This is a genomic window from Bergeyella cardium (genome assembly GCF_003614945.1).
GTDB lineage: Bacteria > Bacteroidota > Bacteroidia > Flavobacteriales > Weeksellaceae > Bergeyella_A > Bergeyella_A cardium.
Genome location: NZ_QYCZ01000001.1, coordinates 737,850 through 763,274 on the forward strand (window position 1 = coordinate 737,850; position 25,425 = coordinate 763,274).

At 40.3% G+C, this 25,425-nt stretch carries 26 protein-coding genes, 1 tRNA gene and 1 pseudogene; 14 read left to right on the top strand and 14 right to left on the bottom strand.

Going from position 1 to position 25,425, the window contains the following annotated elements:
- Window positions 1-145: 145 nt before the first annotated feature.
- The gene (gene rho / locus D8991_RS03310; protein ID WP_120488765.1) at window positions 146-1,930 is read right to left on the bottom strand and encodes a transcription termination factor Rho; all 1,785 of its coding nucleotides are present in this window, start codon (window positions 1,928-1,930) and stop codon (window positions 146-148) included.
- Window positions 1,931-2,060: 130 nt separating this feature from the next.
- Here rho and D8991_RS03315 point away from each other — a divergent pair, with 130 nt between their 5' ends.
- Window positions 2,061-2,450 (top strand): DUF4293 domain-containing protein, encoded by a 390-nt coding sequence (locus tag D8991_RS03315; RefSeq protein WP_120488766.1) that lies wholly within the window; start codon window positions 2,061-2,063, stop codon window positions 2,448-2,450.
- A gap of 133 nt (window positions 2,451-2,583) precedes the next feature.
- Here D8991_RS03315 and D8991_RS03320 read toward each other — a convergent pair whose 3' ends face one another.
- The 7 genes from D8991_RS03320 to D8991_RS03350 all read right to left on the bottom strand — a co-directional run bounded on the left by D8991_RS03320 (window position 2,584) and on the right by D8991_RS03350 (window position 8,713).
- Window positions 2,584-3,537 carry an ROK family protein gene (locus tag D8991_RS03320; protein ID WP_120488767.1) on the bottom strand — a complete coding sequence of 318 codons (954 nt, stop codon included), beginning with the start codon at window positions 3,535-3,537 and terminating at the stop codon, window positions 2,584-2,586.
- A gap of 31 nt (window positions 3,538-3,568) precedes the next feature.
- The gene (locus D8991_RS03325) at window positions 3,569-4,849 is read right to left on the bottom strand and encodes an MFS transporter (protein WP_120488768.1); all 1,281 of its coding nucleotides are present in this window, start codon (window positions 4,847-4,849) and stop codon (window positions 3,569-3,571) included.
- Window positions 4,850-5,326: 477 nt separating this feature from the next.
- Window positions 5,327-5,533, bottom strand: a complete 207-nt coding sequence (locus D8991_RS03330) for a hypothetical protein (RefSeq protein ID WP_120488769.1) — start codon at window positions 5,531-5,533, stop codon at window positions 5,327-5,329.
- A 3-nt stretch (window positions 5,534-5,536) separates the two neighbouring features.
- Window positions 5,537-6,184, bottom strand: coding sequence for a DUF3575 domain-containing protein (locus tag D8991_RS03335; RefSeq protein WP_120488770.1), 648 nt, complete (start codon window positions 6,182-6,184; stop codon window positions 5,537-5,539).
- 71 nt (window positions 6,185-6,255) lie between these two features.
- Window positions 6,256-6,328: transfer RNA gene (locus D8991_RS03340), tRNA-Phe, on the bottom strand.
- A gap of 133 nt (window positions 6,329-6,461) precedes the next feature.
- Entirely contained in the window at window positions 6,462-7,067 is a 606-nt protein-coding gene (locus D8991_RS03345) for a Crp/Fnr family transcriptional regulator (protein ID WP_120488771.1), read from the bottom strand.
- 77 nt (window positions 7,068-7,144) lie between these two features.
- Window positions 7,145-8,713, bottom strand: coding sequence for a Na+/H+ antiporter (locus D8991_RS03350; RefSeq protein ID WP_120488772.1), 1,569 nt, complete (start codon window positions 8,711-8,713; stop codon window positions 7,145-7,147).
- A 129-nt stretch (window positions 8,714-8,842) separates the two neighbouring features.
- On the opposite strand from D8991_RS03350, the gene D8991_RS03355 reads away from it, so the two are divergent.
- From D8991_RS03355 to D8991_RS03365, 3 genes are all read left to right on the top strand, one after another.
- On the top strand, window positions 8,843-9,763 hold the full coding sequence (locus tag D8991_RS03355) for a LysR family transcriptional regulator (protein WP_120488773.1): 921 nt from the start codon (window positions 8,843-8,845) through the stop codon (window positions 9,761-9,763).
- 462 nt (window positions 9,764-10,225) lie between these two features.
- Window positions 10,226-11,176, top strand: coding sequence for a YeiH family protein (locus D8991_RS03360; protein ID WP_120488774.1), 951 nt, complete (start codon window positions 10,226-10,228; stop codon window positions 11,174-11,176).
- Between the two features lie 108 nt (window positions 11,177-11,284).
- Window positions 11,285-12,154: a pirin family protein gene (locus D8991_RS03365; protein WP_120488775.1), complete on the top strand. Its 870-nt coding sequence runs from the start codon at window positions 11,285-11,287 to the stop codon at window positions 12,152-12,154.
- 79 nt (window positions 12,155-12,233) lie between these two features.
- Here the strand turns inward: D8991_RS03365 and D8991_RS03370 are convergent, their stop codons facing one another.
- The 5 genes from D8991_RS03370 to hemW all read right to left on the bottom strand — a co-directional run bounded on the left by D8991_RS03370 (window position 12,234) and on the right by hemW (window position 16,661).
- On the bottom strand, window positions 12,234-12,458 hold the full coding sequence (locus D8991_RS03370; RefSeq protein ID WP_120488776.1) for a hypothetical protein: 225 nt from the start codon (window positions 12,456-12,458) through the stop codon (window positions 12,234-12,236).
- Between the two features lie 116 nt (window positions 12,459-12,574).
- Window positions 12,575-13,627 (bottom strand): endonuclease, encoded by a 1,053-nt coding sequence (locus D8991_RS03375; RefSeq protein WP_160223661.1) that lies wholly within the window; start codon window positions 13,625-13,627, stop codon window positions 12,575-12,577.
- A 133-nt stretch (window positions 13,628-13,760) separates the two neighbouring features.
- Complete coding sequence (locus D8991_RS03380; protein ID WP_120488778.1) at window positions 13,761-14,819, bottom strand: endonuclease; 1,059 nt, start codon at window positions 14,817-14,819, stop codon at window positions 13,761-13,763.
- 331 nt (window positions 14,820-15,150) lie between these two features.
- The gene (locus D8991_RS03385) at window positions 15,151-15,462 is read right to left on the bottom strand and encodes a hypothetical protein (RefSeq protein WP_120488779.1); all 312 of its coding nucleotides are present in this window, start codon (window positions 15,460-15,462) and stop codon (window positions 15,151-15,153) included.
- Between the two features lie 74 nt (window positions 15,463-15,536).
- Window positions 15,537-16,661 carry a radical SAM family heme chaperone HemW gene (hemW, locus tag D8991_RS03390; RefSeq protein WP_120489681.1) on the bottom strand — a complete coding sequence of 375 codons (1,125 nt, stop codon included), beginning with the start codon at window positions 16,659-16,661 and terminating at the stop codon, window positions 15,537-15,539.
- Window positions 16,662-16,752: 91 nt separating this feature from the next.
- On the opposite strand from hemW, the gene pfkA reads away from it, so the two are divergent.
- Together pfkA and gap are read left to right on the top strand one after the other, a co-directional pair.
- A complete protein-coding gene (pfkA, locus tag D8991_RS03395; RefSeq protein WP_120488780.1) occupies window positions 16,753-17,742 on the top strand; it encodes a 6-phosphofructokinase in 990 nt (329 codons plus the stop codon).
- Between the two features lie 63 nt (window positions 17,743-17,805).
- Complete coding sequence (gap, locus tag D8991_RS03400; protein WP_120488781.1) at window positions 17,806-18,810, top strand: type I glyceraldehyde-3-phosphate dehydrogenase; 1,005 nt, start codon at window positions 17,806-17,808, stop codon at window positions 18,808-18,810.
- 124 nt (window positions 18,811-18,934) lie between these two features.
- On the opposite strand, the gene D8991_RS03405 is transcribed toward gap, so the two are convergent.
- Window positions 18,935-19,474: a hypothetical protein gene (locus tag D8991_RS03405; RefSeq protein ID WP_120488782.1), complete on the bottom strand. Its 540-nt coding sequence runs from the start codon at window positions 19,472-19,474 to the stop codon at window positions 18,935-18,937.
- A 278-nt stretch (window positions 19,475-19,752) separates the two neighbouring features.
- On the opposite strand from D8991_RS03405, the gene D8991_RS03410 reads away from it, so the two are divergent.
- From D8991_RS03410 to D8991_RS03445, 8 genes and pseudogenes are all read left to right on the top strand, one after another.
- Window positions 19,753-20,199 carry an RrF2 family transcriptional regulator gene (locus D8991_RS03410; protein WP_120488783.1) on the top strand — a complete coding sequence of 149 codons (447 nt, stop codon included), beginning with the start codon at window positions 19,753-19,755 and terminating at the stop codon, window positions 20,197-20,199.
- Window positions 20,200-20,240: 41 nt separating this feature from the next.
- Window positions 20,241-21,269: pseudogene (nirK, locus tag D8991_RS03415) on the top strand (copper-containing nitrite reductase); the annotation flags it as partial.
- Between the two features lie 30 nt (window positions 21,270-21,299).
- On the top strand, window positions 21,300-22,118 hold the full coding sequence (locus D8991_RS03420; RefSeq protein WP_120488785.1) for a formylglycine-generating enzyme family protein: 819 nt from the start codon (window positions 21,300-21,302) through the stop codon (window positions 22,116-22,118).
- A gap of 27 nt (window positions 22,119-22,145) precedes the next feature.
- Window positions 22,146-22,712, top strand: a complete 567-nt coding sequence (locus D8991_RS03425; RefSeq protein ID WP_120488786.1) for an SCO family protein — start codon at window positions 22,146-22,148, stop codon at window positions 22,710-22,712.
- A gap of 32 nt (window positions 22,713-22,744) precedes the next feature.
- A complete protein-coding gene (locus tag D8991_RS03430) occupies window positions 22,745-23,152 on the top strand; it encodes a c-type cytochrome (protein ID WP_120488787.1) in 408 nt (135 codons plus the stop codon).
- Between the two features lie 122 nt (window positions 23,153-23,274).
- Window positions 23,275-24,000 (top strand): iron-sulfur cluster repair di-iron protein, encoded by a 726-nt coding sequence (gene ric, locus D8991_RS03435; RefSeq protein WP_120488788.1) that lies wholly within the window; start codon window positions 23,275-23,277, stop codon window positions 23,998-24,000.
- A gap of 111 nt (window positions 24,001-24,111) precedes the next feature.
- Window positions 24,112-24,540 (top strand): hypothetical protein, encoded by a 429-nt coding sequence (locus D8991_RS03440; RefSeq protein ID WP_120488789.1) that lies wholly within the window; start codon window positions 24,112-24,114, stop codon window positions 24,538-24,540.
- Between the two features lie 263 nt (window positions 24,541-24,803).
- On the top strand, window positions 24,804-25,415 hold the full coding sequence (locus tag D8991_RS03445) for an L-threonylcarbamoyladenylate synthase (protein WP_120488790.1): 612 nt from the start codon (window positions 24,804-24,806) through the stop codon (window positions 25,413-25,415).
- The last annotated feature ends 10 nt before the right edge of the window (window positions 25,416-25,425 follow it).

A 25,425-nucleotide genomic window follows, 5' to 3' on the forward strand; every position in this document is an offset into this window, starting at 1 on the left:
TGGATTAGGTGGTAGTTCACAGGCAGTAGGGGAGGGTGGGGAAAACTACTCCTTACAAAACATTATAAAAAAAGGGGGAGCTTTGTGATATCACAAAGCCCCCCCTTTTAAATACATATTATGAAATTTTTAGCTAAAAGCCACTTTATTTATTCATAGACATAAGGAATTCCTCGTTGTTTAGAGTGCCTTCTATGTGCTTTTGTACAAATTCTATTGCTTCTACGGGAGTCATATTAGCGAGGTGCTTTCGGAGAATCCACATTCTTTGTTGGGTGAGTTCGTCGTGGAGGAGCTCATCTCTTCGGGTGCTGGAAGCCACTAAATCAATCGCTGGGTAGATGCGTTTGTTGGCAATTTTCCTGTCCAGCTGGAGCTCCATATTTCCGGTACCTTTAAACTCTTCGAAGATAACTTCGTCCATTTTAGAGCCAGTGTCTATGAGCGCAGTGGCAATAATGGTAAGCGAACCGCCACCCTCGATATTTCTCGCTGCACCGAAGAATCTTTTAGGTCTGTGCAGGGCATTGGCATCTACACCGCCGGAGAGTATTTTCCCAGAAGCGGGGGTTACGGTGTTGTAGGCACGAGCCAGTCGGGTGATGGAATCGAGCAGGATAACGACATCGTGCCCGCATTCTACCATTCTTTGCGCTTTGGCAAGAACGAGATTGGCCACTTTTACATGCTTTTCAGCAGATTCGTCGAAGGTAGAGGAGATGACTTCTGCATTTACGCTTCTCTCCATATCGGTAACTTCCTCTGGTCTTTCATCGATGAGGAGAACCATCATATACGCCTCTGGATGGTTGGCAGAGATGGCATTGGCGATGTCTTTTAGGAGCATTGTTTTCCCTGTTTTTGGTTGGGCTACAATCATTGCTCTTTGCCCTTTGCCGATAGGTGCGAAGAGGTCTACAATCCTTGTGGAAATGGTAGAGTTCTTTGCTCCGAGGTTGAATTTCTCTTCTGGGAAGAGGGGGGTAAGGTACTCGAATGCTACTCTGTCTTTGATGAAAGCGAGGTCGCGCCCGTTTACTTCTGTAGGTTTTAGAAGTGAGAAGTATTTCTCTCCTTCTTTTGGCAGCCTTACAATGCCTTTTACCATATCCCCTGTTTTGAGTCCATAGTTTCGGATTTGAGCTGTGGATACATAAACATCGTCTGGTGAAGAGATGTAAGAGAAATCTGGTGAGCGGAGGAAGCCATAGTTGTCTGGGAGTATCTCCAAAACGCCCTCTATGGTTACCATACCATCAAAATTGAATTCTTTTTTCTCTTCCTGTGGTTCTGTCTGAGGCTGCTCGTTTTGGTGATTGTTTTGCTGTTTTTTGTGCTGGTGGTTGCCGTTTTTATTGGGGTTTTTAGCTTTTGGTTCTTGTGGTGCAGGTGGAGTTTCTGTAGATGGAGTTTCCGTTTCTGTTTTGCTTTCTTGTGGAGTTTCAGAAATGTTTTCTGCTGAGGTAGGGATTCTTTTTCTTTTGGTACGCTCTGGTTTTATTTCAGGTGTGCGTATATTTTCTTGTGATGTTGAGTTTACCTGCTGAGCTTCTACTGATTTCTCTTGTGTTTGCTCAGCTGTAGTTTTGGGTTTTCTTCCTCTTTTTTTACCTGCTGGCTTTGGTGTTTCTTCGGTTGGAGTTTCCACTTTTGGCTGAGCCTCTGTTTTTAGCTGAGTTTCAGATTTTGGTTTTCTACCTCTTTTTTTAGGTTTTTGTTCGGTAGTTTCTTCTGGTTTCTCAGTTTTTACTGGCGCTTCGTTGGCATTGTAAAATTCTTTTACAGCCTGTCTGTTTACTGCTTGGAAGTCTAAAATAGCAAAAACCTTATCATTTTCAGTACTGTTTTTTGCTACTTTAATGCCCAAAGCATTGATGATATTGGTCAATTCTTCATTAGACTTTGACCTTAGTAGTTCGATATTAAACATATAAATTGTTGATGTATTTTTATGTAATTAAAATTGAAGTCGGGCGACTTCATCTGAAATGTGAATTTTGAGAGGCAAATCTACACTTATTTTTGAAATATGCAAAATTTACATTATTTTTGCCCGCGTTATGATACAAAGAGTTCAAACTGTATTTATGCTTCTGTCCGTACTTTCTGCGGTGTCCTTATTCTTCACGGGGCAAGATGTAGAGGTTTTTAACCTTTCGGGTTTGATGAATATTATCTGTATCATTCTTGTATTAATAGGTTTGCTAAGTATTTTTAGTTATAAAAATAGAAAGAGACAGCTCTTACTGAATACTTTCAGTATCGCTATAAACGCTGTGTTGATAGCATTATTGGTGTACTGGCTACAAACTTTATCCGGAGGAATTTCTTTTCCTGAGAAGGGTATTGAGCCCGCATTTCCATCTATTGCTGTGGTATGTTTGTTTCTTGCAAATATATACATCAGGAAAGATGAAAGGCTCGTAAAATCTGTAGACAGGCTTCGGTAATCTTACAACGATTTAATAATTTTTTGAGTGAGAAGTGGCTTTATTTAAGCCACTTTTTTCTTTTTAAAAGAAACTGCTTGGGGGATTTTCCAAGCAGTTTTAAATGAATTTTAATAAAATGATATTGTATAACCTACCAAACCAAAGCACTTGCTCCGAGTATGGCAGCATCGGCTTCTTTCAGGTCGCTATATAGGATTTTTACTTGGTTTTTGAATACTTCGAGCAGGTTGTCCTCCATTGCCTGGCGAGTAGGCTTCATCAGAAGGTCGCCCGCTTTGGTAAGTCCGCCAAAGAGTACGATAGCTTCGGGAGCAGAGAAATGCACGAATGTAGCAAGTGCTTCACCGAGAATCTGTCCTGTGTATTCAAATATCTCGTTGGAGAGGCTGTCTCCCTGCTCGGCACAGTTGAAGACGGTCTCGCTTGTGAGCTCATTTATGGTATAATCTCTCAGCAGGCTTGGCCTATCGTGGTCGCGTTGCAGAAATTCTATCGCAGTATCTCTTAGCCCTGTTGCTGAAGCATAAGACTCCAATGAACCTCTGATTCCTGTATTCTTGTGCAGTCTGCCTCCGTGTCTTACCACTATATGCCCAAGCTCTCCAGCAAAGCCATTGTGCCCTACTACGATTTTTCCGTCTATAATTACCCCAGCGCCTACGCCTGTGCCAAGGGTAATGGTGATAAAATGTTTTAAGCCTTTTGCAACGCCATACATTTGCTCGCCTACAGCAGCAGCATTGGCATCATTGGTCATCTTTACGGGGAGGCCGAAGCGCTTCTCGATGAGTTCTGCCATTGGTATTACCCCTTTCCATTTGAGGTTGGCAGCATATTCTATCGTTCCTTTGTAGTAGTTGGCATTGGGTGCGCCCATTCCTATACCAATGAAGTTTTCTACTCCTCCATTTTGCTCAATCATAGGGAGGAGCTTTTCAGCAAGAACTTCTATAAAACCTTCGGCATTTTCTCTTTCGTTGGTTTTTATTCTGTCCTGCATCAGGATTTGCCCCTGTTTATTTACTATCCCGAATTTGGTATTTGTACCGCCTACATCTATACCTATTGCTAATGTATTGCTCATAATATTACTTTTTATTATTACTTTATCAGATTTAAACTTCGATATCTTTATTCACATTTTTACTTCCTATAAAGGCATAGAAAATCATATAAGCAAAGCCAAGAGCCACTACCCAATAGCTTTCTACATAGCCAAAAGCATCGGCTACAAAACCTTGAACGGCAGGGAGTATGCCTCCACCACAGACCATTACCATAAATATCCCTGAAGCCGCTGCAGTATATTTTCCAAGTCCTTCAGTTGCAAGGTTGAAAATCCCTCCCCACATCACCGAAGTACAGAGGCCGCAAAGTACAAGAAGCATAATACTTACAGGTACCTTTGCCAGCCCAAAGGAGATGTCTGACTGAAATACAGGCATATCAATCATCTGCTCCTTAGGGAGAATGATGGCTAATGATACAAAGATTAACCCCAGAAATGCTACAAAAGAAAGCATTGCCTTGCTAGAAAATTTAGCTCCTAAAGCACCGCCTACAAGCCTTCCTATAAGCATCAGAAACCAGTAAGTGCCTACTACTGAGCCTGCTATTGTGGTATTTATTTTCAGCTCTTCGGTCATATAGAGATTTCCAATATTTGGAATCCCAACTTCTACACCTACATATACAAAAATAGCTACTGCTCCCAAGATAAAATGTCTGAAAGAAAGTGGACTATGGGTATTGGTCTTTGCTGATTTTCCTTCGGAATGAGTATCGACTTTAGCGATATGCGGCTCAGGAATGTCCATTAATGAAAGAACTAAAAATGCCAGTACGAAAATCCCCATTGCGAGAAAAAGTGCAGGATTGGCATCGGAGATAGAGGCTTTGCTTACCTCACCCATTAGATAGCCTACGAGCACAGGGACTATAGTTGCCCCTACCGAATTGAGTGCTCCACCGAACTGTAGCAGCTGATTTCCCTTTCTGCCTTCTCCACCAAGGGTATTGAGCATAGGATTTACCACCGTATTGAGCATACACATAGAGAACCCAGAGATGAAAGCCCCGAGCAGATATACAGGAAAGCTCCCCATATTCCCCGCAAGGAATGTAATGCCAACACCTAAGAAACCAACAAAAACTGCTGATAGAGCGGTCTTCTTATAACCTATTTTTTGTAGCATAAGCCCCGCAGGTATGCCCATAAAAGCATAAGCGATGAAATTGGCAAAGTTTCCCAACTGGGCAAGGAAGTTAGACGATTGGAACTGATTTTTTACAATAACCCCCATTGGGTTTTGAAGTCCCGTAACGAATGCAATCATAAAGAATAAAGCAAACATCATCGTGATGGGTAGCGTGTAGCTTTTCTGTGTATTTGTCATTTTATCTTTCTTTTTAGGCTAACAAATATAGACTTTTTTATGATTTTTTTTACTGGTTTTAATTTGAGGGAATAATGTTTATAGTTTGTTGATTTCCAATGGTTAATATTTATTAATAAGAGGGCTGATGAATATTTTCTCTTCCTATTTTTTTAATAGGAAAGAGGGGAGTAGGGAATTTTATGCTGATGAAATTCAAATTTTGTAGTGATGAAAATATAATTTCATAGTGATGAAATTTCTATTTCGTAGTGATGAAAAAAAATTATGACAGTACGAAATTAAAAATGAGTTAGCAGAAGAAAAAAATTATGATAGCTAAGCGTAAAAAACAGGATAAAAAAGGCTTGAGACTAGAATTGCAAGAGGTTCTTTTTTGTACAAAAGCAGGGGATTTTTGTAAGGGGAGGAGGTTTCAGCTAATAGCTGTTTTAGAGGGAGATGGGAAAAGTATTCTTTATAAAGTATGCTCAAATATTAGTCAAAATGATTATCGTGTTTGTCTTTATCCTTCGTTTTATAGAGAATGAAAATCCCAATACTTAGCCCTACAACTCCTGCTAAGGCATTCATAAATGCTATTTCTAAGCTGTCGGTTCTTTCATTGCCCAGCTTATTCATCAGGAATATAATAATGAAAGTAGCTATGGAGAGTGTGATATGTCGCTTGCCAAAAAGTTTCATTGCCTATTTTATTTTGTAGGAAATCATTACACCTCCTCGGTAGGGGATGAGTTCACCGCTTTTGTTCCAATTTCGTTTTATATCAGAGTAGAATTCATCGGTTCTAATGCCCGTATCTTCGTCATAACCTCTATACAGCGCTTGAGAAGAGCCTACACTGAGGTATAGATCTACATTCCACCGCTCTTTCCAGTGGAACTGATAGCCCACTGTACCACCAAAAATAAAGGTAAATCCTTTCTGATAATACTTTTTTGAGTCAAAAACCTGAGTTTCATCAGCTGGGTTTTTATAGTCAGGATTATTCCAATATGTCCATTTCTGGATATTAAAGGCTGCAAAGGAAAAGTTTGCTCCTATATAAAATTTAGAAAAAGCATTGTTAAAATAGTATCGCCCTTCTATTCCTGCCATATAAACTTGTGCGTGTTTGCCTGCGAAAGACTTCCAGGGGGAGATAAAGAAATCCCCTTGGAGGGTATATCTGTCATTGAGCTGATGTTCTACTCCTGCATTGAAAATAAGTGCTGGAAGGAATAGAGCATTACCTTTTATATAGGTAGACTGTGTTTTTATAGATGGAAGTTCTCCATCTTGAGAAAAGCAAATAAGAGAGAGAAATAAAGAGAAGAGGGAGATGAGTCTTTTCATTTTCTGAAATTAATGGGCACAAATATATTGAATTATAAAAGAAAAACGCCCCGTATTTGGGGCGTTTTCAGTGGTTTCTCCAGGAATCGAACCAGGGACACACGGATTTTCAGTCCGTTGCTCTACCAACTGAGCTAAGAAACCATTGCTTTTAGCGGTGCAAATATAGGGGTTCCTGTTCTTTCCTACAAGCATTGCTTGATATTTCCCCTTAAAGTCTTTTGAATTTAATGATTATGAGTACTTTTTTCTAGTGGGTATAGTTTTACTCTTCTCCTCACTCCCTCGCCATTTTCCCTCGCATTTTGCTTAGAAATTCTGGCGTAATGCCGATAAATGAGGCTATTTGTACTTGTGGAAGTCTATTGAGCAAGTGCGGATAGGTTTCTGTGAAAGACAGATAGCAGTCTCGTGAGTCTCCGCTGAGCATTTGGAGGATTCTGGCTTGCAGGAGTTGCTGATTTTTTTCCGAGAGCCGTCTGAAGATAAGGTTAAATTTTGGGGCTTTTTCGTAGAGGGTGTTGAGTTTTTCAAGTGAAATCTGAAAAACAGCAGTGTCTTCTATAGCATCTATGGAAAGTTCAGAAGGGATTTGCTTCTGGAAGCTCTGTATATCGGTAATCCAACCGTCTTCTGTGGCAAACTGTAAGATATGAGGCACTCCCTTTTCATCTATTTTATAAAGCCTAAGGCAGCCTGTCTCTACAAAGTTGAAATATTTCGCTACATCACCTTCTTGCAGCAGATATTGGCGTTTTCTATAAGTTTTGGGGCTGAAAAGCTCAGAAATAAGATTTTCCTCTTCTTCGCTAAGGGGAGCCTGACGGTTAAAATATTGGATAAGGCGCTGTATATCGGGTGGGGGTAAGTTCTTTTTCGGCATAATGCAGTAAGTAGGTTTTTAAGGATGAAAAAGAATTGCACGAGATAGCCCAAGCACTCATGCAATTGAAATAAGGTTTAGTGGTGTTGCCACTTTTCTTCTTCCAGGTCTATTCTCTGGATATGTTTGCGAATGATTTCCTCGTCTATTTTTGGGTTTTTGTTGAGCTCAATCAGGATTTCTCGTTGCTCATCAAGCATAGAAAGGTACTTCTCTCGCTTGCTATCGCAGATTCTGAAATCATTTTTATCTGCGAGGATATTCCAGAACTCGGTTCGGTTTTTTGCTAAGGAAGTCCCCAGTTCGTCATCCGAATTATAATTAATATACCGATCTGATGATTGGGAGAGGGCATTACCGATTACTTTCAGAGCTTCTTCTTTTGGCAGATGGTCATCAAATTTAGGTAGTGGTATTTTCTTGATGAGGATAGGCAATGTAAGCCCTTGAATAATTAAAGTAAGAAGGATAACCACGAAAGTAATATAGAGAATCAGGTTTCTGTGTGGGAAGGGCTCGCCATTCCCTACGAGGGGGATAGACAGTGCTGCCGCAAGAGATACCACACCGCGCATACCTGCCCAACCGATAACGAGGGGAGCTACTTTGCCAGGTTTTTTCTCATCTGCTACGGTGATGAATCTTTTCATTATTTGAGTGATGACCACCGAGCCATAAGCCGCAATTATTCGGACTGCCATCAGCGTAGCAGTGATGATGAGCGCATATATCGTAGCATCGGAGAGATCCACGCCTTCTTCTATCATTCCCTCTAAAATCTGTGGCAAATCCATCCCAATCAGTGTAAATACAAGCCCATTCAGCACAAAAACATAACTTTCCCAGACGGTAATTCCTCGCGTACGGGTAGAGGCATTAAATATATTGTATCTCACATTTGAGAGGAAGAGCCCACCCGCTACCGTAGCGAGTACCCCGGATGAATGCACCTCCTCAGCTGCGATATACATTAGATAAGGACTGATGAGAGTAATGATGATATCCATATTGCTATCAGTAGGGAGGATTTTATGCAGTTTGGAAATGACCCACGCAATCGCCAAACCGATGCCAAGCCCGCCTACAACCATCCAGACGAAACTCCCTGCAGCCTGATACCAGACAAACTGCCCGGTAGTTACCGTAAGCACAGCAAATCTGAACACAATAAGCGAGGAAGCATCATTCAAAAGGCTTTCTCCTTCGAGTATGGTGGCTACTCTTTTGGGAACTTTTACGAATTTGAGAATTGCTGCTGCACTCACCGCATCGGGAGGGGAGACGATGCCCCCAAGCAAAAAGCCTAACGCAAGCGGAAAGCCCGGAATAATCGAGTTCGCTACTACGGCTACTACCGCAGAAGTAATAAACACGAGGAGAAAGGCAAAGCTGGTAATAATTCTTCTCCATTTCCAGAGTTCTTTCCACGAGTTAGACCACGCTGCTTCGTAGAGCAACGGCGGGAGGAAGATAATAAAAATCAGTTGCGGATCTATCGTGATATTCGGTACATCTGGGATAAGGCTCAGGATAAGCCCGAGGATGACCAAGAGTATAGGATATGCTATTTTCAGCTTATTAGCAATCATAATCGCTCCCATTATCACGAGGAGCAGTCCTAAGAATAAAGCTACACTTTCTACCATTTTCTTACATCTTTTTATGGGGGTAAAAATACTGTTTTCGGTTTAAAAATGGGGCATTTCTACTGCTTCTGTATTTAATTTTATACTTTTGTGGCACTTGTTTTTAGCCCTTTTTAGTACAAGAATCCTATGTCTGATTATCGTTTAAAAGTCTTCCACACGGTGGCTACTCGTCTCAGTTTTACTAAGGCAGCGCAGGAGCTCAGCATTTCCCAGCCTGCCGTTACCAAGCACATCAAGGAGCTCGAGCAGCAGTTTAACACCAAACTTTTCGAGAGAAAAGGGCTCAACATTAGCCTTACCGAGAGCGGAGCGCTCCTCTACCGCTATGCCGAGAAAATCCGAAATATCTATCGCGACCTCGAGTTTGAAATGAGCCAAACCAATGCTCACCTCAAAGGCAAGCTAAAAATTGGTGCCAGCACCACCGTAGCCCAATACATCCTCCCCGAGATGCTCGCAAAATTCCACGCACGATACCCAGACATCCGCATAGAGCTCCTCACCGAGAATACCGAGAAAGTTTCCAGCTGGCTCGCCCATCATCAGATTGATTTAGGGCTGATAGAAGGCGCTTCCCGCCTGCCCTTATTTGATTATTACCCATTCAAAACCGATGAAATCGTGCTCATCTGCAAATCTTCCCATCCCCTTGCGGGGAGTACGATAGCCCTTGCCGACCTCTACAACCTCAGTTTTGTGATGAGGGAGGAGGGCTCGGGTACGCAAGAATTTATACAAAACACCCTCGAGGCGCATTCCGTGAGCCTCCAAAAGCTCAATATCTGTATGCGGCTCGGGAGCAGCGAGAGCATCAAAAACTACCTCCAGCACTCCTCCTCGCTCGCTTTTCTCTCCATCCACACCGTGCTCCAAGAGCTTAGGAGCAATAGCCTAAGCATCGTAGATATCCGAGATTTCAGTATCAAAAGGCAGTTTCACTGCATTCTCTCCAAAGGCGAGCAGTCCCCCCTCATTAAACTTTTCCTCAATTTCCAGCTCCCTTCTGGCGAGCACCTCTCCTCGCCTAAAAAGAGCACACGCCCATAGCAAGCCCCAAAAGTATAGGGGGAATCTATTCTGCAATGGGTTTTTATTATGCTAATTATGGAGTTTTCAATAAAACTGTGGGATTATTGCTAAAAAATCGTGGGAAAGAGCCAAGACTTGTTTCCTACTACTGTCCAATTTTTGGATTTTATCAATCCTTCAGTCTTGGCGTTTTCCAATTTTTGGAAAACGCCAAACCCGTTGTCTTGGGACTTTCCGAATTTCGGATTTTAATAATCCCGTTGTCTTGGGGCTTTCCAACTTTTGGACGGCGCCAATCCTGTTGGTTTGGGAAAAAAAATTACCGTACTACGGTTAAGTCCATTGGATAGAAGCCATCCGAAAGTTGGAGGGGGAGGTGTAGAGGGTTTGTATAACTTAAAGTTATTAATCAAAACAAAAAACGATTGGTTTTATAATAAAAACTTATGGACTTTTGTGCGGAAAATAAATCGTAATCAAATGGAGAAATCAGACAGCAGGCAGGGCGTGAGGAAGGTGGTGTTTTTTGCTTTGGCAGTGCTCTGCCTTACGCCTTGGGTATCATCACCAGTGGCATTAGCCTTAGGTTTTTTTGTTTCTATCGCTATTCAGACGCCTTTTTCTTCGGGCAAGATTAGCCCGATTATTCATCAGCTTTTGAAGGTTTGTATCATCGGTTTGGGCTTCGGATTAGAGCTGAATGAGGCATTAAAAGCGGGGAAAGAGGGGTTCTTTTTTACGGTGGGGAGTATTTCGTTTGTGCTGGTGGTGGGCTTTGTGCTCGGCAGGCTGATGAAGCAGGAGGGGGTGCTTTCTTACCTTATTTCGGTGGGTACGGCGATTTGCGGGGGGAGCGCGATTGCTGCGATTTCACCGATTATAAAGGCATCGGGGAGGCAAATTTCGGTAGCGCTTGCGGTGGTTTTTCTGCTGAACTCCATTGCGCTGTTTATCTACCCCACAGTGGGGCATTGGTTAGGGCTTTCGCAGGGGCAGTTTGGGCTTTGGTGCGCGATAGGGATACACGATACGAGCTCGGTGGTAGGGGCGGCGAGTAAGTTTGGCGATGAGGCACTGAGGGTAGCCACAACGGTGAAATTGGCACGCGCACTGTGGATCATCCCGCTCTCGCTACTCACCCTGTTTTTTGTGAAAAATAGCCAAGCGAAAGTGAAAATCCCTTGGTTTATCGGTGGGTTTGTCCTTGCGATTTTGGTGGGCACTTATGTACCGTTGGTCGCGGATATTAGTCTGTACATCACCGAGGTTTCTAAGGCGGGTCTGCACCTTACGCTCTTCCTCATAGGCTGCACGCTGTCTCGAGAGACCTTAAAAACCATTGGGCTGAAACCCCTTATTTTCTCGGTGATAATCTGGATATTGGTGAGTGTTCTTAGCTTAGAAATCATCCTCCTGATAGGGAAATCTTAATCTAGATTCATCAATTTTTTTAATCTAGATTAATGTTTTGAGGGAGAAATACGAACTACTTTTGCCACAGAAAATTTCACTGAATAGATAATTAAAATTTAAGAAAAGATGAAAACAAGAACAGTAGAATTAGTGGCAATGCCGAGAGAACCCCACTTTGTAGGCGATGGTTTTAGAGTGCATAACTTCATCCCCAGTGGGTATCATTTGGATATGGAAAGGATGACGCCTTTTATCCTTTTGGATTATAACTCTAAGTATCATTTCCCACCGAGCGAAATACCAAAAGGGGTAGATGTGCACCCGCATAGGGGCTTTGAAACCGTAACTATAGCTTATAAAGGTAGGGTAGAGCACAATGATAGCAATGGCGGCGGCGGTGTAATAGGCGAAGGCGATGTACAGTGGATGACGGCAGCGAGCGGTGTATTGCACAAAGAATTCCACGAAACCGAATGGAGCAAAACAGGAGGGGAGTTTCAGATGGTGCAGCTTTGGGTAAATCTCCCAGAGAAAGACAAGATGTCTGCTCCCAAATATCAGGCGATAAAAAATGCGGACTTGGGGCGCTATACTTTTGACGGCGGCGAAGTGGAAGTAATCGCAGGAGAATATAACGGCGCAAAAGGAGCAGCGAGTACCTTTACACCTATATATATGCTCAACTCAAAGATAAAAAAAGGGGCAAAGCTGGAGTTCTGCTTTCCAGAAAATTATAATACAGGCTTGCTCGTAATAGAAGGGAGCATTAGCATAAATGGTACTGAAAAAGCACCTACCGACCACTTCGTTTTAATGGCAAATGATGGTGAAGTATTCAGCATTGAGGCATCAGAGGATGCAATTGTGCTCGTCCTAAGTGGTGAGCCTATCAACGAGCCTATCGCTGCACACGGACCTTTTGTAATGAATACCAGAAAAGAACTGGTAGAAGCGTGGGATGATTTCCAAGCAGGGAAATTTGGACAATTGTCATAAAACAGCAGTAAAAATAAATATACACAAAAAAAGAGCTTGAAGATTCAGGCTCTTTTTTTTAGAGGGGATTAAAAATCTTCTATAAAAACATTTTAAGAATTACAGAGACTATTAGAGTGATAATAATCCCTAATACCCAAAGTATGATTTTGATTTGGCTATCTACTCTATTCTCTAAATGTTTGATAGTTTGAATTACTTCTTTCATATCTTCATTTGTTTTAATGTCTATTAATTTCAAAATTGCATCTTTATGCTTTTCAGGTAAAGATTTAATAATCTCATTTATTTCGTGTAGTTCCATTTGCAAAATTATATAAAAAATTAATCACGAAGTATGTTTTACTAAAAATCACCAAAATTTTATACTTTCAGTTTTCTAAAATTTTTAAAACTTATTATACAATGAAGTTTTTCAGGTTACTTCACAATAATTTTCTTTGAAACCGCTTTGTTATTCGCTGCAGAGAGCATTTTCACGATATAAATACCTTGCTGTGCCGGGGCATTGAAGTTATCGGTAATTTTCGTTTGAGCGCTTACCAATCTACCATCTATACTGAATAGATGCACTGAGTTTACCTTTTCAGAAACTTTGATATTCTCATTTGTAGAAGGAGTGGTCGGATAGAGACGAAGTTCATTAGCTTTTGATGCAAAAACATCATTAGTTGATAATGGGTCTATTCCCCAAGTGTCTTCTGCTTTATTTCCTCCCCAGATAAGGGTAGCGAGATAAGGGTTGTCGATAAACGGATTTCTGTTGTTCTGTGAACGGAAGATTTCTTCGTTTCTTTTTCTTTCAAATTCGGAAACGGGGTCTTCTACATTCCATTTGAGGAAGATATCAGGCATATCTTTTATGTTGAATTCAGAATTTCCTCCTACACCTATATTATTAGGATGGGTTCTGTTTCCGTAGCGGAGATACATATACATAATGATGCGGGCTACATCTCCTTTCCATTCATCGCCTGGGTACCAGTTGGAGCCTACATCACCCGAATTTCCTGAGCCATTAGCAAACTTTTTATTACTTCTCAAAGCATTCCAATCTACATCGGAGGCTCTCAGGTTGTGGGCATCGGTTCCTGCCTGCCCTGTATCAGTGGTTAGCTTAGGGTTTGCTAATGCTTTTGCAACTACATGCTCTCGGTTCCACTGACCAGAGCCTCCTCCATTAAGATTCTTTTTTCGGGAGCGGTCGGTTTGGCTACCGTTATTCGTACTGCCACTATGCCCATAGATGAGGAGTACATTTTGTTTATTTTCCGGGTCTTCATCTGCCCTTTTGAGGATATTCCAAACATCATTATATGAGCGACCTCTGTAGCCATTGGTAATCGTGGAAGTTAATTGTTGCTTTACAATATTTTTTGGCTGGGAGAAGTCAATATTAGTGTAATACTGAGGGATATTCTGAGCAATACCCAATGCAGGGGTGAGAAGTATGGATAATAAAATTCTTTTCATAGCGAGTATCTTTTTTACAAGCAAAGCTAATAAATAAAAAGTATTCTTAGAGATAGGAGATATAAAAAATAAAGAGCTCGGTTTAGGGAGCTCTTTATTCATATGTAATTATAAGTAGAATGGAGATTAGTTTTTATTTTACAATGATTTTCTTAGAAACCACCTTGTTATTCGCTGCAGAGAGCATTTTCACGATATAAATACCTTGCTGTGCCGGGGCATTGAAGTTATCAGTAACCTTCGTCTGGGCACTTACCAATCTGCCATCTATACTGAATAGATGCACTGAATTTACCTTTTCAGAAACTTTGATATTTTCATTTGCAGAAGGGGTGGTTGGGTAGAGACGAAGTTCATTAGCTTTTGATGCGAAAACATCATTAGTTGATAATGGATCTATTCCCCAAGTGTCTTCTGCTTTATTTCCTCCCCAGATAAGGGTAGCGAGATAAGGGTTGTCGATAAACGGATTTCTGTTGTTCTGTGAACGGAAGATTTCTTCGTTTCTTTTTCTTTCAAAATCGGAAACGGGGTCTTCTACATTCCATTTAAGGAAGATATCGGGCATATCTTTTATGTTGAAATCAGAGTTTCCCCCTGCACCTATATTATTGGGCTGGGTTCTGTTTCCATAGCGAACATACATATACATAATGATGCGGGCTACATCTCCTTTCCATTCATCGCCAGGATACCAGTCTGTACCTATAATATCAGATTCTCCACTTCCATTGGTGAATGCTCTGTTGTTTCTTCTGGAGTTCCATCTTACATCGGCTGCTCTCAGGTTGTGAGCATCTGTTCCTGCATCGCCTTTTTTTGTTAGTAAAGGAGGTGTTCCGAGTGATTTTGCGAAAACATGCTCACGATTCCATTTTCCTTCTGGGCTTCCGCCTTTTCCTAATGCTTTTTTACTTCTTGAGCGGTCTGTTCGGGTATCACTATTGGGTGTAGTATAGCCATAGATTAGCAGTACATTGTCTTTGTTTTCAGGGTCTTCGTCGGCCCTTTGCAGAATACTCCAGACATCATTGTATGTAATTCCTTTATGCCCATTCTTAATGGCATACTCTACTTGTTGTTTTACAATGTTTTTTGGTTGAGAGAAGTCTATACTATTATAATATTGAGGAATATTTTGAGTAATACCTAAAGCAGGTATAAATAATAGAGATAATAATGCTTTTTTCATAATATCTTTTTTTTACTTTTTCACTAACAAATTTATGAATAATATAATATCTGGATAAATTTTATATTGAAAAAATTCAGTGCAATGCATTGTAAAAATATGAAATTTCTTATAAAAAGGAGGGTTGTTATGAGTTTTTAAATATGTATATTTCATTGTCTTGGATGATTTATTAGGTAGATAAATTCTTTAGATCTCTTTTGTGGTATACCCATTTTGCTCTAATTCCTTATTTTAAATCTAAAGATTAACATAATAAGAAAATTAATAAAAATATTTTTTTATGAGAATATTACAATCGTAATAAAAGGTGATTTTTATAGTAATTTTATTAAGGGATATTTTGCCATTCTTTTGTTCTGGAAGAGTAGATTATTGTCTCATCAAAGCCGATATTGAAGAAAATAATATAGTGTTTGCTGTTTTCTTTTCTGTAGTAAGGACCATCATTCATTGGCTCTTGTAGTCCCATTTCTGTTATTGTATTGGGGAGTCTCCCATATTTATTTCTGAATGTTTCTATCTGCTCTATTAATTCAGAACCTCTGTTTTTATATGAATATTCATTAGCAAATCTTAGACTTGCTATAATGGTGAAAATAATGCTCAATGCTATTATGAGTGCTTTAATAGTATTTTTCATTGCTTTTAATTATAAGTTAAAGTAGCTATAAATAGTAGGATAGACTTTTGCAGGAAGATATATTACTAATCAAATTATATAAGGAATAAATCTGCAGCGATGCCATCAGCAAAGAACCAATGCCGCTCGGGAATTTTTAGGTGATGATGGTCTATGATAAGCATACCTTCATCAATTTTGGGTTGGAGACTTTTGAGGCATTGCTCATAAATTTCAGAGGAGAATTGAGCTTTTATCCGTTCTAAATCTACTCCCCAGATGGTTCTTAGCCCAATCATTAGCATTTCATTGTATCGGTCTTTTTCGGAGAGGACTTCTTTCTCGAGAGGGAGGTTTCCTTGGTTCAGATGCTTTATGTAGAGCGGATTGTTGGCAATATTCCAGCTACGGATGTCGCGACCATTATAAGAGTGTGCAGAGGGACCTATGCCGAGGTAGGGCTCATATTTCCAATAAGCGGAGTTGTGCTTGGAATGGTAGTTGGGTTTTGCAAAATTGGATATTTCATAGTGCTGGAAGCCGTGCTCCTTTAAGAAATCTACCATATAGTAGAATTCCTGATTTTGATGTCTCTCTTTTGGTGCAGGTATTTTGCCTTTGCCAATCCAGTTTTCAAGGGCGGTTTTGGGCTCTATGGTGAGCGCATAGGAAGAGATGTGGGGCACTTGTAGTTCTATACTCTTAATGAGATTTTGTTTCCATATCTGGAAGTTGGAAGTAGGGGAGCCGTAGATGAGGTCTATGCTGATGTTCTCTATACCGATATCTTGCGAACGCTTGATAGATGCTTCTGCCTGCTGTGAGTTGTGTGCGCGGTTCATCAGCTGGAGGTCGGCATCAAAGAAGCTCTGTGTACCGATAGAGAGACGATTAATCCCCGCTTTATAAATCTCTTTCAGAAAGTTTTCGTTTAAGTCATCAGGATTTGCTTCTAAGGTGATTTCTATATCTTCATCAAAGCTGAAATATTTCAGAACTTCATCTAAGAGTTGGTTGATTTCATTTGGGCTTAATAGAGAAGGAGTACCCCCACCAAAGTAGAGGGTTTTTAAGGTTTTGCTTGGTATTTCATCTTTCCGAAGGGAGATTTCCTTTGCCAGGGCTTGGAGCATCTCGTCTTTTAACCTAAGAGAGGTGGAAAAATGAAAATTGCAATAGCTGCATTTCTGTTTGCAAAAAGGAATGTGTAGATAGATCATCTCTAATAAAGGCGGGGCAAAGATAAATGATTTCTGATAAGCCTTGCCCATACGACTTAATTTCGTACTTTTGTGAGGTAAATTTTTCTATATGAAAGAATGCGCGATTAAGAAGATTGCAGTATTTACTTCAGGAGGAGATTCCCCAGGTATGAACGCAGCCCTTAGGGCAGTTGTAAGAACGGCACACCACTTTAATATCGAGTGCTATGGAGTGAGAGAAGGCTATAATGGGCTCATTAATGATGATTTTACGAAGATGGGTCCGCGTTCTGTGAAGAATATCATCAATCAAGGGGGGACGATTCTAAAATCTGCCCGTTCTATGGAGTTTAAAACCTCAGAAGGTAGAAAAAAAGCCTACGATAACCTCCAAAAATATGGTATAGACAGTTTGGTTTGCATTGGTGGAGATGGAACTTTCACTGGTGCAAAAATTTTTAGTGATGAATATCCAGACATCAAAGTAATAGGCATACCAGGTACTATTGATAATGATATCTTCGGTACGGATAATACCATAGGCTATGATACAGCCCTCAATACTGCGATGGATGCCATAGATAAAATCCGTGATACGGCTACCTCTCACAACAGGGTTTTCTTTGTAGAGGTTATGGGTAGAGACGCAGGTTTTATTGCATTAAATAGCGGTATTGCTACGGGTGCGGTAGATATTCTCATCCCCGAGCAAAAGGATAGCATGGAAGACCTCTTTAATAATTTTAGAAAATCAGAAATATCGGGTAAGTCCTCAAGCATCGTTGTAGTAGCTGAAGGGGAAGAGCTTGGCGGCATTTATGAGCTGGCAAAATCTACAAAAAAAGAATTCCCAGACTTTGATATAAGGGTTACCGTGCTCGGGCATATACAGAGAGGGGGCTCACCGAGCTGTGCCGATAGAGTCCTTGCCAGTAGATTAGGCTATGGTGCCGTAATAGGGCTGATGAACGGAGAAAATAAAGTAATGGCAGGGATGCGCTCGAATAAATTAGTCTATACCCCGATAGTAGATGCCATTAGAAAACATAATGCGATAGATGAAGAGCTCATCGCGATTTCTGAAATACTGGCAATTTAATTAAACCGTGAAATAAATAATCGTAAAACTGAAATAAATTCTAATTTTTAAATTTTTAACACTATGTCAACAATCAAAGTAGGTATCAACGGATTTGGTAGAATTGGTCGTCTCGTATTTCGAGCAATGACCGAGAGAAGTAACATTGAAGTCGTAGGTATCAATGACCTTATCAGTGCAGATTATATGGCTTATATGCTGAAATATGATTCTGTACACGGAGAGTTTAAAGGTGAAGTAAGCGTAGATGGCGGGCACCTTGTAGTGAATGGAAAGAAAATCCGTGTAACGGCGGAGAAAGACCCAAACAACCTTAAGTGGAACGAAGTAGGTGCAGACTACATCGTAGAGTCTACTGGGCTTTTCCTTACTAAGGAATTGGCACAGGCGCACATCAATGCAGGAGCTAAAAAAGTAATTCTTTCTGCTCCTTCAAAAGACGATACACCGATGTTCGTAATGGGAGTAAATCACAAAGAACTCACCGATGATGTGAAGATTCTTTCCAATGCATCTTGTACGACCAACTGCTTAGCACCATTAGCAAAAGTAATCCACGATAAATTTGGTATCGTAGAAGGCTTAATGACTACTGTACACGCTACTACAGCTACCCAGAAAACCGTAGATGGTCCTTCTCATAAAGACTGGAGAGGAGGTAGAGCAGCGCTTAATAACATTATCCCTTCCTCTACGGGAGCAGCTAAGGCGGTGGGTAAAGTAATCCCTTCTCTCAATGGTAAGCTTACAGGGATGTCATTCCGCGTTCCTACAGCAGATGTATCTGTGGTAGACCTTACCGTGAGAATAGAGAAAGGCGCTACTTATGATGAAATCTGTGCAGCGATAAAAGAGGCTTCCGAAGGAGAACTCAAAGGTATCCTCGGTTATACGGAGGACTTGGTAGTTTCTCAGGATTTCGTAGGAGATAAGAGAACTTCCATCTTTGATAAAGATGCAGGTATTATGCTTTCTCCTAATTTCGTGAAGCTCGTTTCTTGGTATGATAACGAAATGGGCTATTCTAACAAACTTGTAGATATGCTCGTACACGCTGCATCGCTTTAAGCAGTAAGCTACTAGCTGCTAGCCATAATCTATAAATAAAATAGTGTCTTTATTAGAGACACTATTTTTTGCTATTGGCTACTGGCTGTTAGCTGCTGGCTGTAGGCTAAAAGCCAAAAGTAAATTATAAACTCACTGTTTTGGAGTCATCAATATTAAAGTATTTAATGACTTCCTCATAGTTGGAGTAATCTACCACTGCTCTCCTTCCAGCGCTTGCCGGTACTACCACTATTCTGAAGGTTTGTCCGTTCAGGTATCCATCATTAAAGGCGGTGGATTGCCCTTTTAGGTCAAAATCTCCTCCTGCTATAATATCAAACCCTGAGCTACTGAACTCGTATGTATATTTCAGTTGCTTACCTGCGGGGATTTCTTTGTATTCATTCGCGTGGTAGATAACGGGCAAGGGTTCCCAGATATTCTTACCATTGCTCACTTCTACTAATTTGTAGATGAGCACTACATCCGAGCTGGCGATTCCCCTTGTGAAAGTCCCTCCAAGTACGAAGAGTTTCCCCGTGAGTTTAAAATTCCCTTTTACATCATAGACTACCGAGTAGGTATCATTGTCCATTCTGTCGTCATTGTCTCTTGTACTGCAACTCCACATTAGGAATGAAGCCAGCATACCCAAAACCATTAAGCTAAAGTACTTTTTCATTGTATTTAATTTTAAAATTCTTCTCTTTTTACCAAAAATTATACCATATAAAGCCTGTAGCAGACTTGTAGAAGACGGTATATCTTTAAGGGTGCTAATATAGCATATTCTATAAAATATTTTTTAAGTGATGAAAATATTTTTGTATTGAGTTTTTTCTATTTTGAAATTGTTTTGAAATTGTAAAAATATCAGTCGTATGATAAGTATCATACATTAAATAAAGGAGCTTTTTGTCTTTTTGCTAATTTTGTGCCTATTAAATTGATAATAAATAAATGTTTTCTAAGACTTGTGAATACGCCATTAGGGCTTTGATATATATAGCTCAGAAAGCTAAGAATGGAGAAAAGGTAGGGATAAAAGATATAGCTGTGGGGATAGACTCTCCAGAGTATTTTATCGCTAAAATATTGCAAGAGCTCAGCAGAAAGGGCTATGTGCAGTCCGTCAAAGGGCCTAATGGAGGCTTCTATATGAGTAAGGAAAACCTTGAAATGTCTCTGGCAGAAATAGTGAGGGAAATAGATGGAGATAAGCTATTTACTAGTTGTGGCTTGGGTCTTAAAGAATGTTCAGAAGACCACCCCTGCCCGATACACAATCAGTTTAAATATATAAAACAGGATATGAAAAATATGCTGGAAAACTTTAAAATTAAAATGCTGGCAGAGGGTATAGACTCTAATCTCACCTTTCTGAAAGTTGCGGATTGTGATGCGTAGAAGATTATTTGAGAGTAAAATTTATATAATATATTGTTACTATGAAACAAAAAACTTTTTTGGTAGCATTACTAAGCGTAGCACTTGGATTGCAGTCCTTCAAGCAGGAAACAGTGAGTGATTCTACTTCTTTCCCTTCCGAAGAAGGACAGAAAATTGAAGCAAAAGGAAACTTTGAGGAGGCAGAGGTAACCTCTCCGCCCAATGTACCAGCTCCAGTAGGAGATAGAGAGGCTAAAAAACTTATTGTAAAACTTGAAACCATCGAGAAAATAGGCGAGTTGGCAGATGGTACGCAGTATAATTTCTGGACTTTTAATGGTACAGTGCCAGGAGCATTTATCCGTGCAAGAGTAGGAGATGAAATAGAGCTCCACCTGAAAAACAATGAGAACTCAAACTTTCCGCACAACATAGACTTGCACGCTGTGAATGGGCCAGGAGGAGGAGCGGAGGCTACCTTTGTACCACCAGGGAAAGAAGCGGTGTTTAATTTTAAAGCGACCAATCCTGGGCTTTATGTTTATCACTGCGCTACGGCTCCAGTAGGTGTGCACATCGCAAATGGTATGTATGGGCTCATCCTCATAGAACCTAAAGGAGGCCTCCCAAAAGTGGATAAAGAATTCTACATTATGCAAGGAGACTTCTATACCAAAGGTGCATTCGGAGAGAAAGGCCTGCAAGACTTTGATATGGATAAAGCAATTGCCGAAAAACCAGATTATGTGGTCTTCAACGGGAATACAGGCTCACTCCTCAACGGTAAAGAACTACAAGTGAAAACCGGAGAAACCGTGAGAATATTCGTAGGAAACGGCGGTCCGAACTTAGTATCATCTTTCCACATCATAGGCGAAATCTTCGATAGAGTATATATGGAAGGCGCGAGCAAGGTAAATGAAAATGTACAGACTACACTAATCCCTGCCGGAGGCGCTGCAATAGTAGAGTTTAAAGCAACCGTACCAGGAAGCTATGTTATCGTAGATCACTCTATATTCAGAGCATTTAATAAAGGTGCATTAGGGAAAATCGTAGTAACAGGAGAAGAAAACCCTAAGGTATTCAAGAAAAGAGATAATTAAATCACCATTTAAGTGATAAGATATTTATTCATATCCGTCTTAATATTCATTATTTCTTGTTCAGACAAGAAGCAGCCTGTCGATATTTCTGTAATAAGAGATTCCATCAACGCCATTAGTACAAATAAGAAAATGGTGAAGATAGATAGCGGCTCTTATCAGGCATTCTACGGAAAAGATTCTGGAAATATAGTGCGCGTAAAAGCATTCTATCTGGATGAAACCGCTGTAACAAATGCTGAGTATCTGAAATTTCTAAAAGCTAATCCTCAATGGACAAGAAATAATGTATTAAGGCTGAAGGCAGATGAAAATTATCTTAAAAACTGGAAATCTGATTTTGAATTTCCAGAAGGTGTGAGCCCAGATGCACCCGTAACCAATGTCTCTTGGTTTGCCGCTGTAGCCTATGCAAAAAGCGTAGGAAAGCGCCTGCCTACCGTAGATGAATGGGAGTTTGCTGCCCTTGCAGATGAGCATACGGCTAATGCCTCATTAAAACCAGAATTTACGGCTTATATACTTAATTCTTATCAGAAAAAGTATAAGTACAAAAAGCCTGTGAAACAAAACAGACCTAATTATTATGGGCTGTATGATATGTACGGCGTAGTATGGGAATGGACAGAAGACTTCAGCTCTGTGATGATGACTGGAGAATCCCGAAATGATAAATCAGAAAACGAAGGTCTCTACTGTGCGGCAGGGGCTCTTACCTCTTCTGACCTGAGAAACTATGCTGCTTTTATGCGCTTTGCACTGAGAGGGAGTATACAGGCAAATTACTGTATAAACAACCTCGGATTCAGATGTGCAAAAGATATTGATTAAGGTTAAATAGAATTATAATTACTAATTATGAGATTCCTCTTTATTTTTATATTAGTCCTCGGGCTGTCTTCCTGCAAACAGACAAAACCCGAAACACTGCCCCAAAGCTCCGTCTATAACCTCTCATCAGAATGGGAAAATCAAAATGCGGATAAAATCCACCTCGCAGACCTTAAAGGTAAAGTTGTTGTAATGGTAATGATTTATACCTCCTGTAAAACAGCTTGCCCTCAGCTTACAGCAGAAATGGAAAAAATCGCAAGAGAAACCGACGATATACCTCAAGAAGATATCCGCTATGTTTTGGTATCAATAGACCCTGAGCACGATACTCCAGAAGTAATGAAAGACTATCTTAAACGAAATAAATTTCAGAATGAGAAATGGCTCTTCCTCAGAAGTAGCATTGAAGAAACCCGAGAGCTTGCCAATGTACTTGCTGTAAAGTATAAACAAATCTCTCCAATAGATTTCTCTCACTCTAATATCATTAGCGTTTTTGATAAAAATGGTGTCCTCGCTTTCCAGAAAGAAGGGCTAAGCCTTGATGTAGAAGGCACCGTAAAAGAAGTACGAAAACAAACAAAAAAATAATTAAATTTGGAACTTTAAAATTAAAAAAGATTATGAAACGATTATTCTTAACGATCTGTGTATTATCAATTGCTGTGATTTCTTGTTCTAAAAAAGAAGAGGCATCTCAGCCAGAGCCAGAAACCAATGTAATGCTTGAAGAGCCTACTGCTTCTACTGCTGGAGATTCAGGTGCAGCAGATACTCCAGAAGCAAAAGGTCAGAAACTCCTTGAGGGAATGGACTGTGTGGGCTGCCATAAGGTAGATGCTAAGCTAGTAGGCCCATCTCTTCAAGAGGTAGCAGATAAATACACCGAAGCAGATATTGATAAACTGGCTAAAAAGATTATCGATGGTGGTAGCGGTAGCTGGGGAGATATCCCAATGACACCACACGCCGGTCTTAGTGATGAGAATGCTAAACTAATGGTACAGTACATTCTCTCCCTGAAAAAATAAACCAGTTTTGGGCATTGCTAAATTTATTATACCTTTGCGAGGTAAAAAATAGAGCAGTGCCTATTTTTTTAATCAAATAAAGGATAAAAAAGTATTATATTAATTTAAATTTTTGTGAAATTATGGACTTACAAAATGCGTTTATTGGAGATATTGTAGCTGAAGACTTCAGAACAGCTGCAATTTTTAAGAGACATAAAATTGACTTTTGCTGTAATGGCGGTAGAACAATTGAAGCAGCTTGTACTGCTAAGAAAATTGACCCTGCCGTTATCTACAAAGCAATTGATGAGCTTCCAAAAGGAAATGGTGGAGATATTGACTTCTCCTCTTGGCCACTGGATCTCTTGGCAGATTATGTAGAGAGAATCCACCACAGGTATGTAGAGGAAAAAACTCCTATTATCCAAGCTTTCCTCGATAAGCTTTGCAAAGTACACGGAGGAAGACACCCAGAGCTATTTGAAATTAAAGAACTCTTCGATGCATCTGCTCAGGATTTAGGTGCTCACCTTAAAAAAGAAGAGCTTATCCTTTTCCCATTCATTAAAAATATGGTGAAAGCTAAGCAAACAGGTGAGCCTCTTAAGCAGCCTCAGTTCGGTTCAGTAGAAAACCCAGTGAGTATGATGAAGCACGAGCACAATGTAGAGGGAGAAAGATTCAGAAAAATCGCTGAAATCACTGATGATTATACTCCACCTGCCGATGCTTGCAATACTTACAGAGTAGCATTTGCTATGCTCCAAGAGTTTGAAGATGACTTACACAGACACATCCACATAGAAAACAATATCCTTTTCCCTAAGTCTATTGAGTTAGAAAAAGAGTTTTCTGTAGAAGCATAGAGTGTAATTTTCATATCATAATATTTTATGTGAAAGGCTTACTGGTTTTGGTAAGCCTTTTTGTTACCAGTACTGGCATTATTTTCGCAGCATATTATCAAAATCAAAAAAATGAAAACACTAAGCAAGAAAACAGTAAGTAGAATATTCATCCTCACACTAAGCCTCTTTACTACCTATTTATTTTCACAAACCGAAAAAGATATTCTCAATATGAAAAATAAAACCGATACTACGGCTTTAAAAAAGCTTTCCGAAAACCTAAAAAAGAATAAAATGAGCAAGGAGGAGCTCCAGAGAAAGGCAAAAGAGCTCGGGATTCCCTATTCTGGAAATGCGAATGGGAGCTATTTTGAGCTTCAGGGGTTTGACCCAAATGGAATGCCTATTTATTACACCACGATGTCTGATGACCATTCCCCTTCCAATGATAGAATAGCCCCGCAATCCCCTTCTAACCCTAAAAAGTCTAACCTAAATAACTGCAAAAAAGCCCTAAAAAAGAGCCGAAAGGCAAAAAAAAGCAGGCATAAGAATTAAAAATTAGATTTATTTTATCAACTGATTTTCTCGCCCTCTTAATAAAAGAGGGTTTTCTTATTTCTTATCGTTTGGAGCAAAAATGAAATAAGTACTCCCCACGCACCGTAGCCGGTGATGCACTTAAAAATAATTGCTCCCCACGCCAGTGGGCTGTTGGGAAGAAAAATGAAAAAAAGGCCTCACCAGCTACGGTGTGCTCCCCACGCCAGCGGGTCGGGAGGGAAAATAAAATAATTGAGCAGATTAATTACCTTTGCACTATGGCAAAAATCATTAAAATATACCCAGAAAACCCTCAGGAGCACTTGATAGATGAGGTCGTAAAGGCTTTGCAGCAGGGCAAGCTCATCATTTACCCATCGGATACGGTCTATGCCTTAGGCTGCAATATTTTTGATATCAAGGCGATGGAGAGATTGGCTCAAATCAAGAAAATAAAACTCGAAAAAGCCCATTTTTCCATTATTTGCAATAATCTGAGCCACCTTTCGGAGTTCACAAAACCCATAGATACCGCTACTTTCAGGTTTTTGAAAAGCCATATACCGGGCAACTTTACCTTTATCTTGGAGGCGAATAAAAGCCTCCCCCTAGCCTACAAAGGCAAGAAAACTATTGGGATTAGGGTGCCCGACCACCCCATACCGCAGCTTATCGTAGAGAAAATGGGCTATCCCATCGCCTCTACTTCTATCAAGGATGAAGATGAGGTGCTCGAATACTCCACAGACCCCGAGCTCATCGCTGAGAAATACGACCATCTTGTGGATATCGTGATAGACTCAGGCTTTGGCGGCAATATCGCCTCTACAATTGTCGATCTCACTTCCGGAAACCCCGAAATTATCCGACAAGGAAAAGGAATTCTCTAATTTTTTAAAC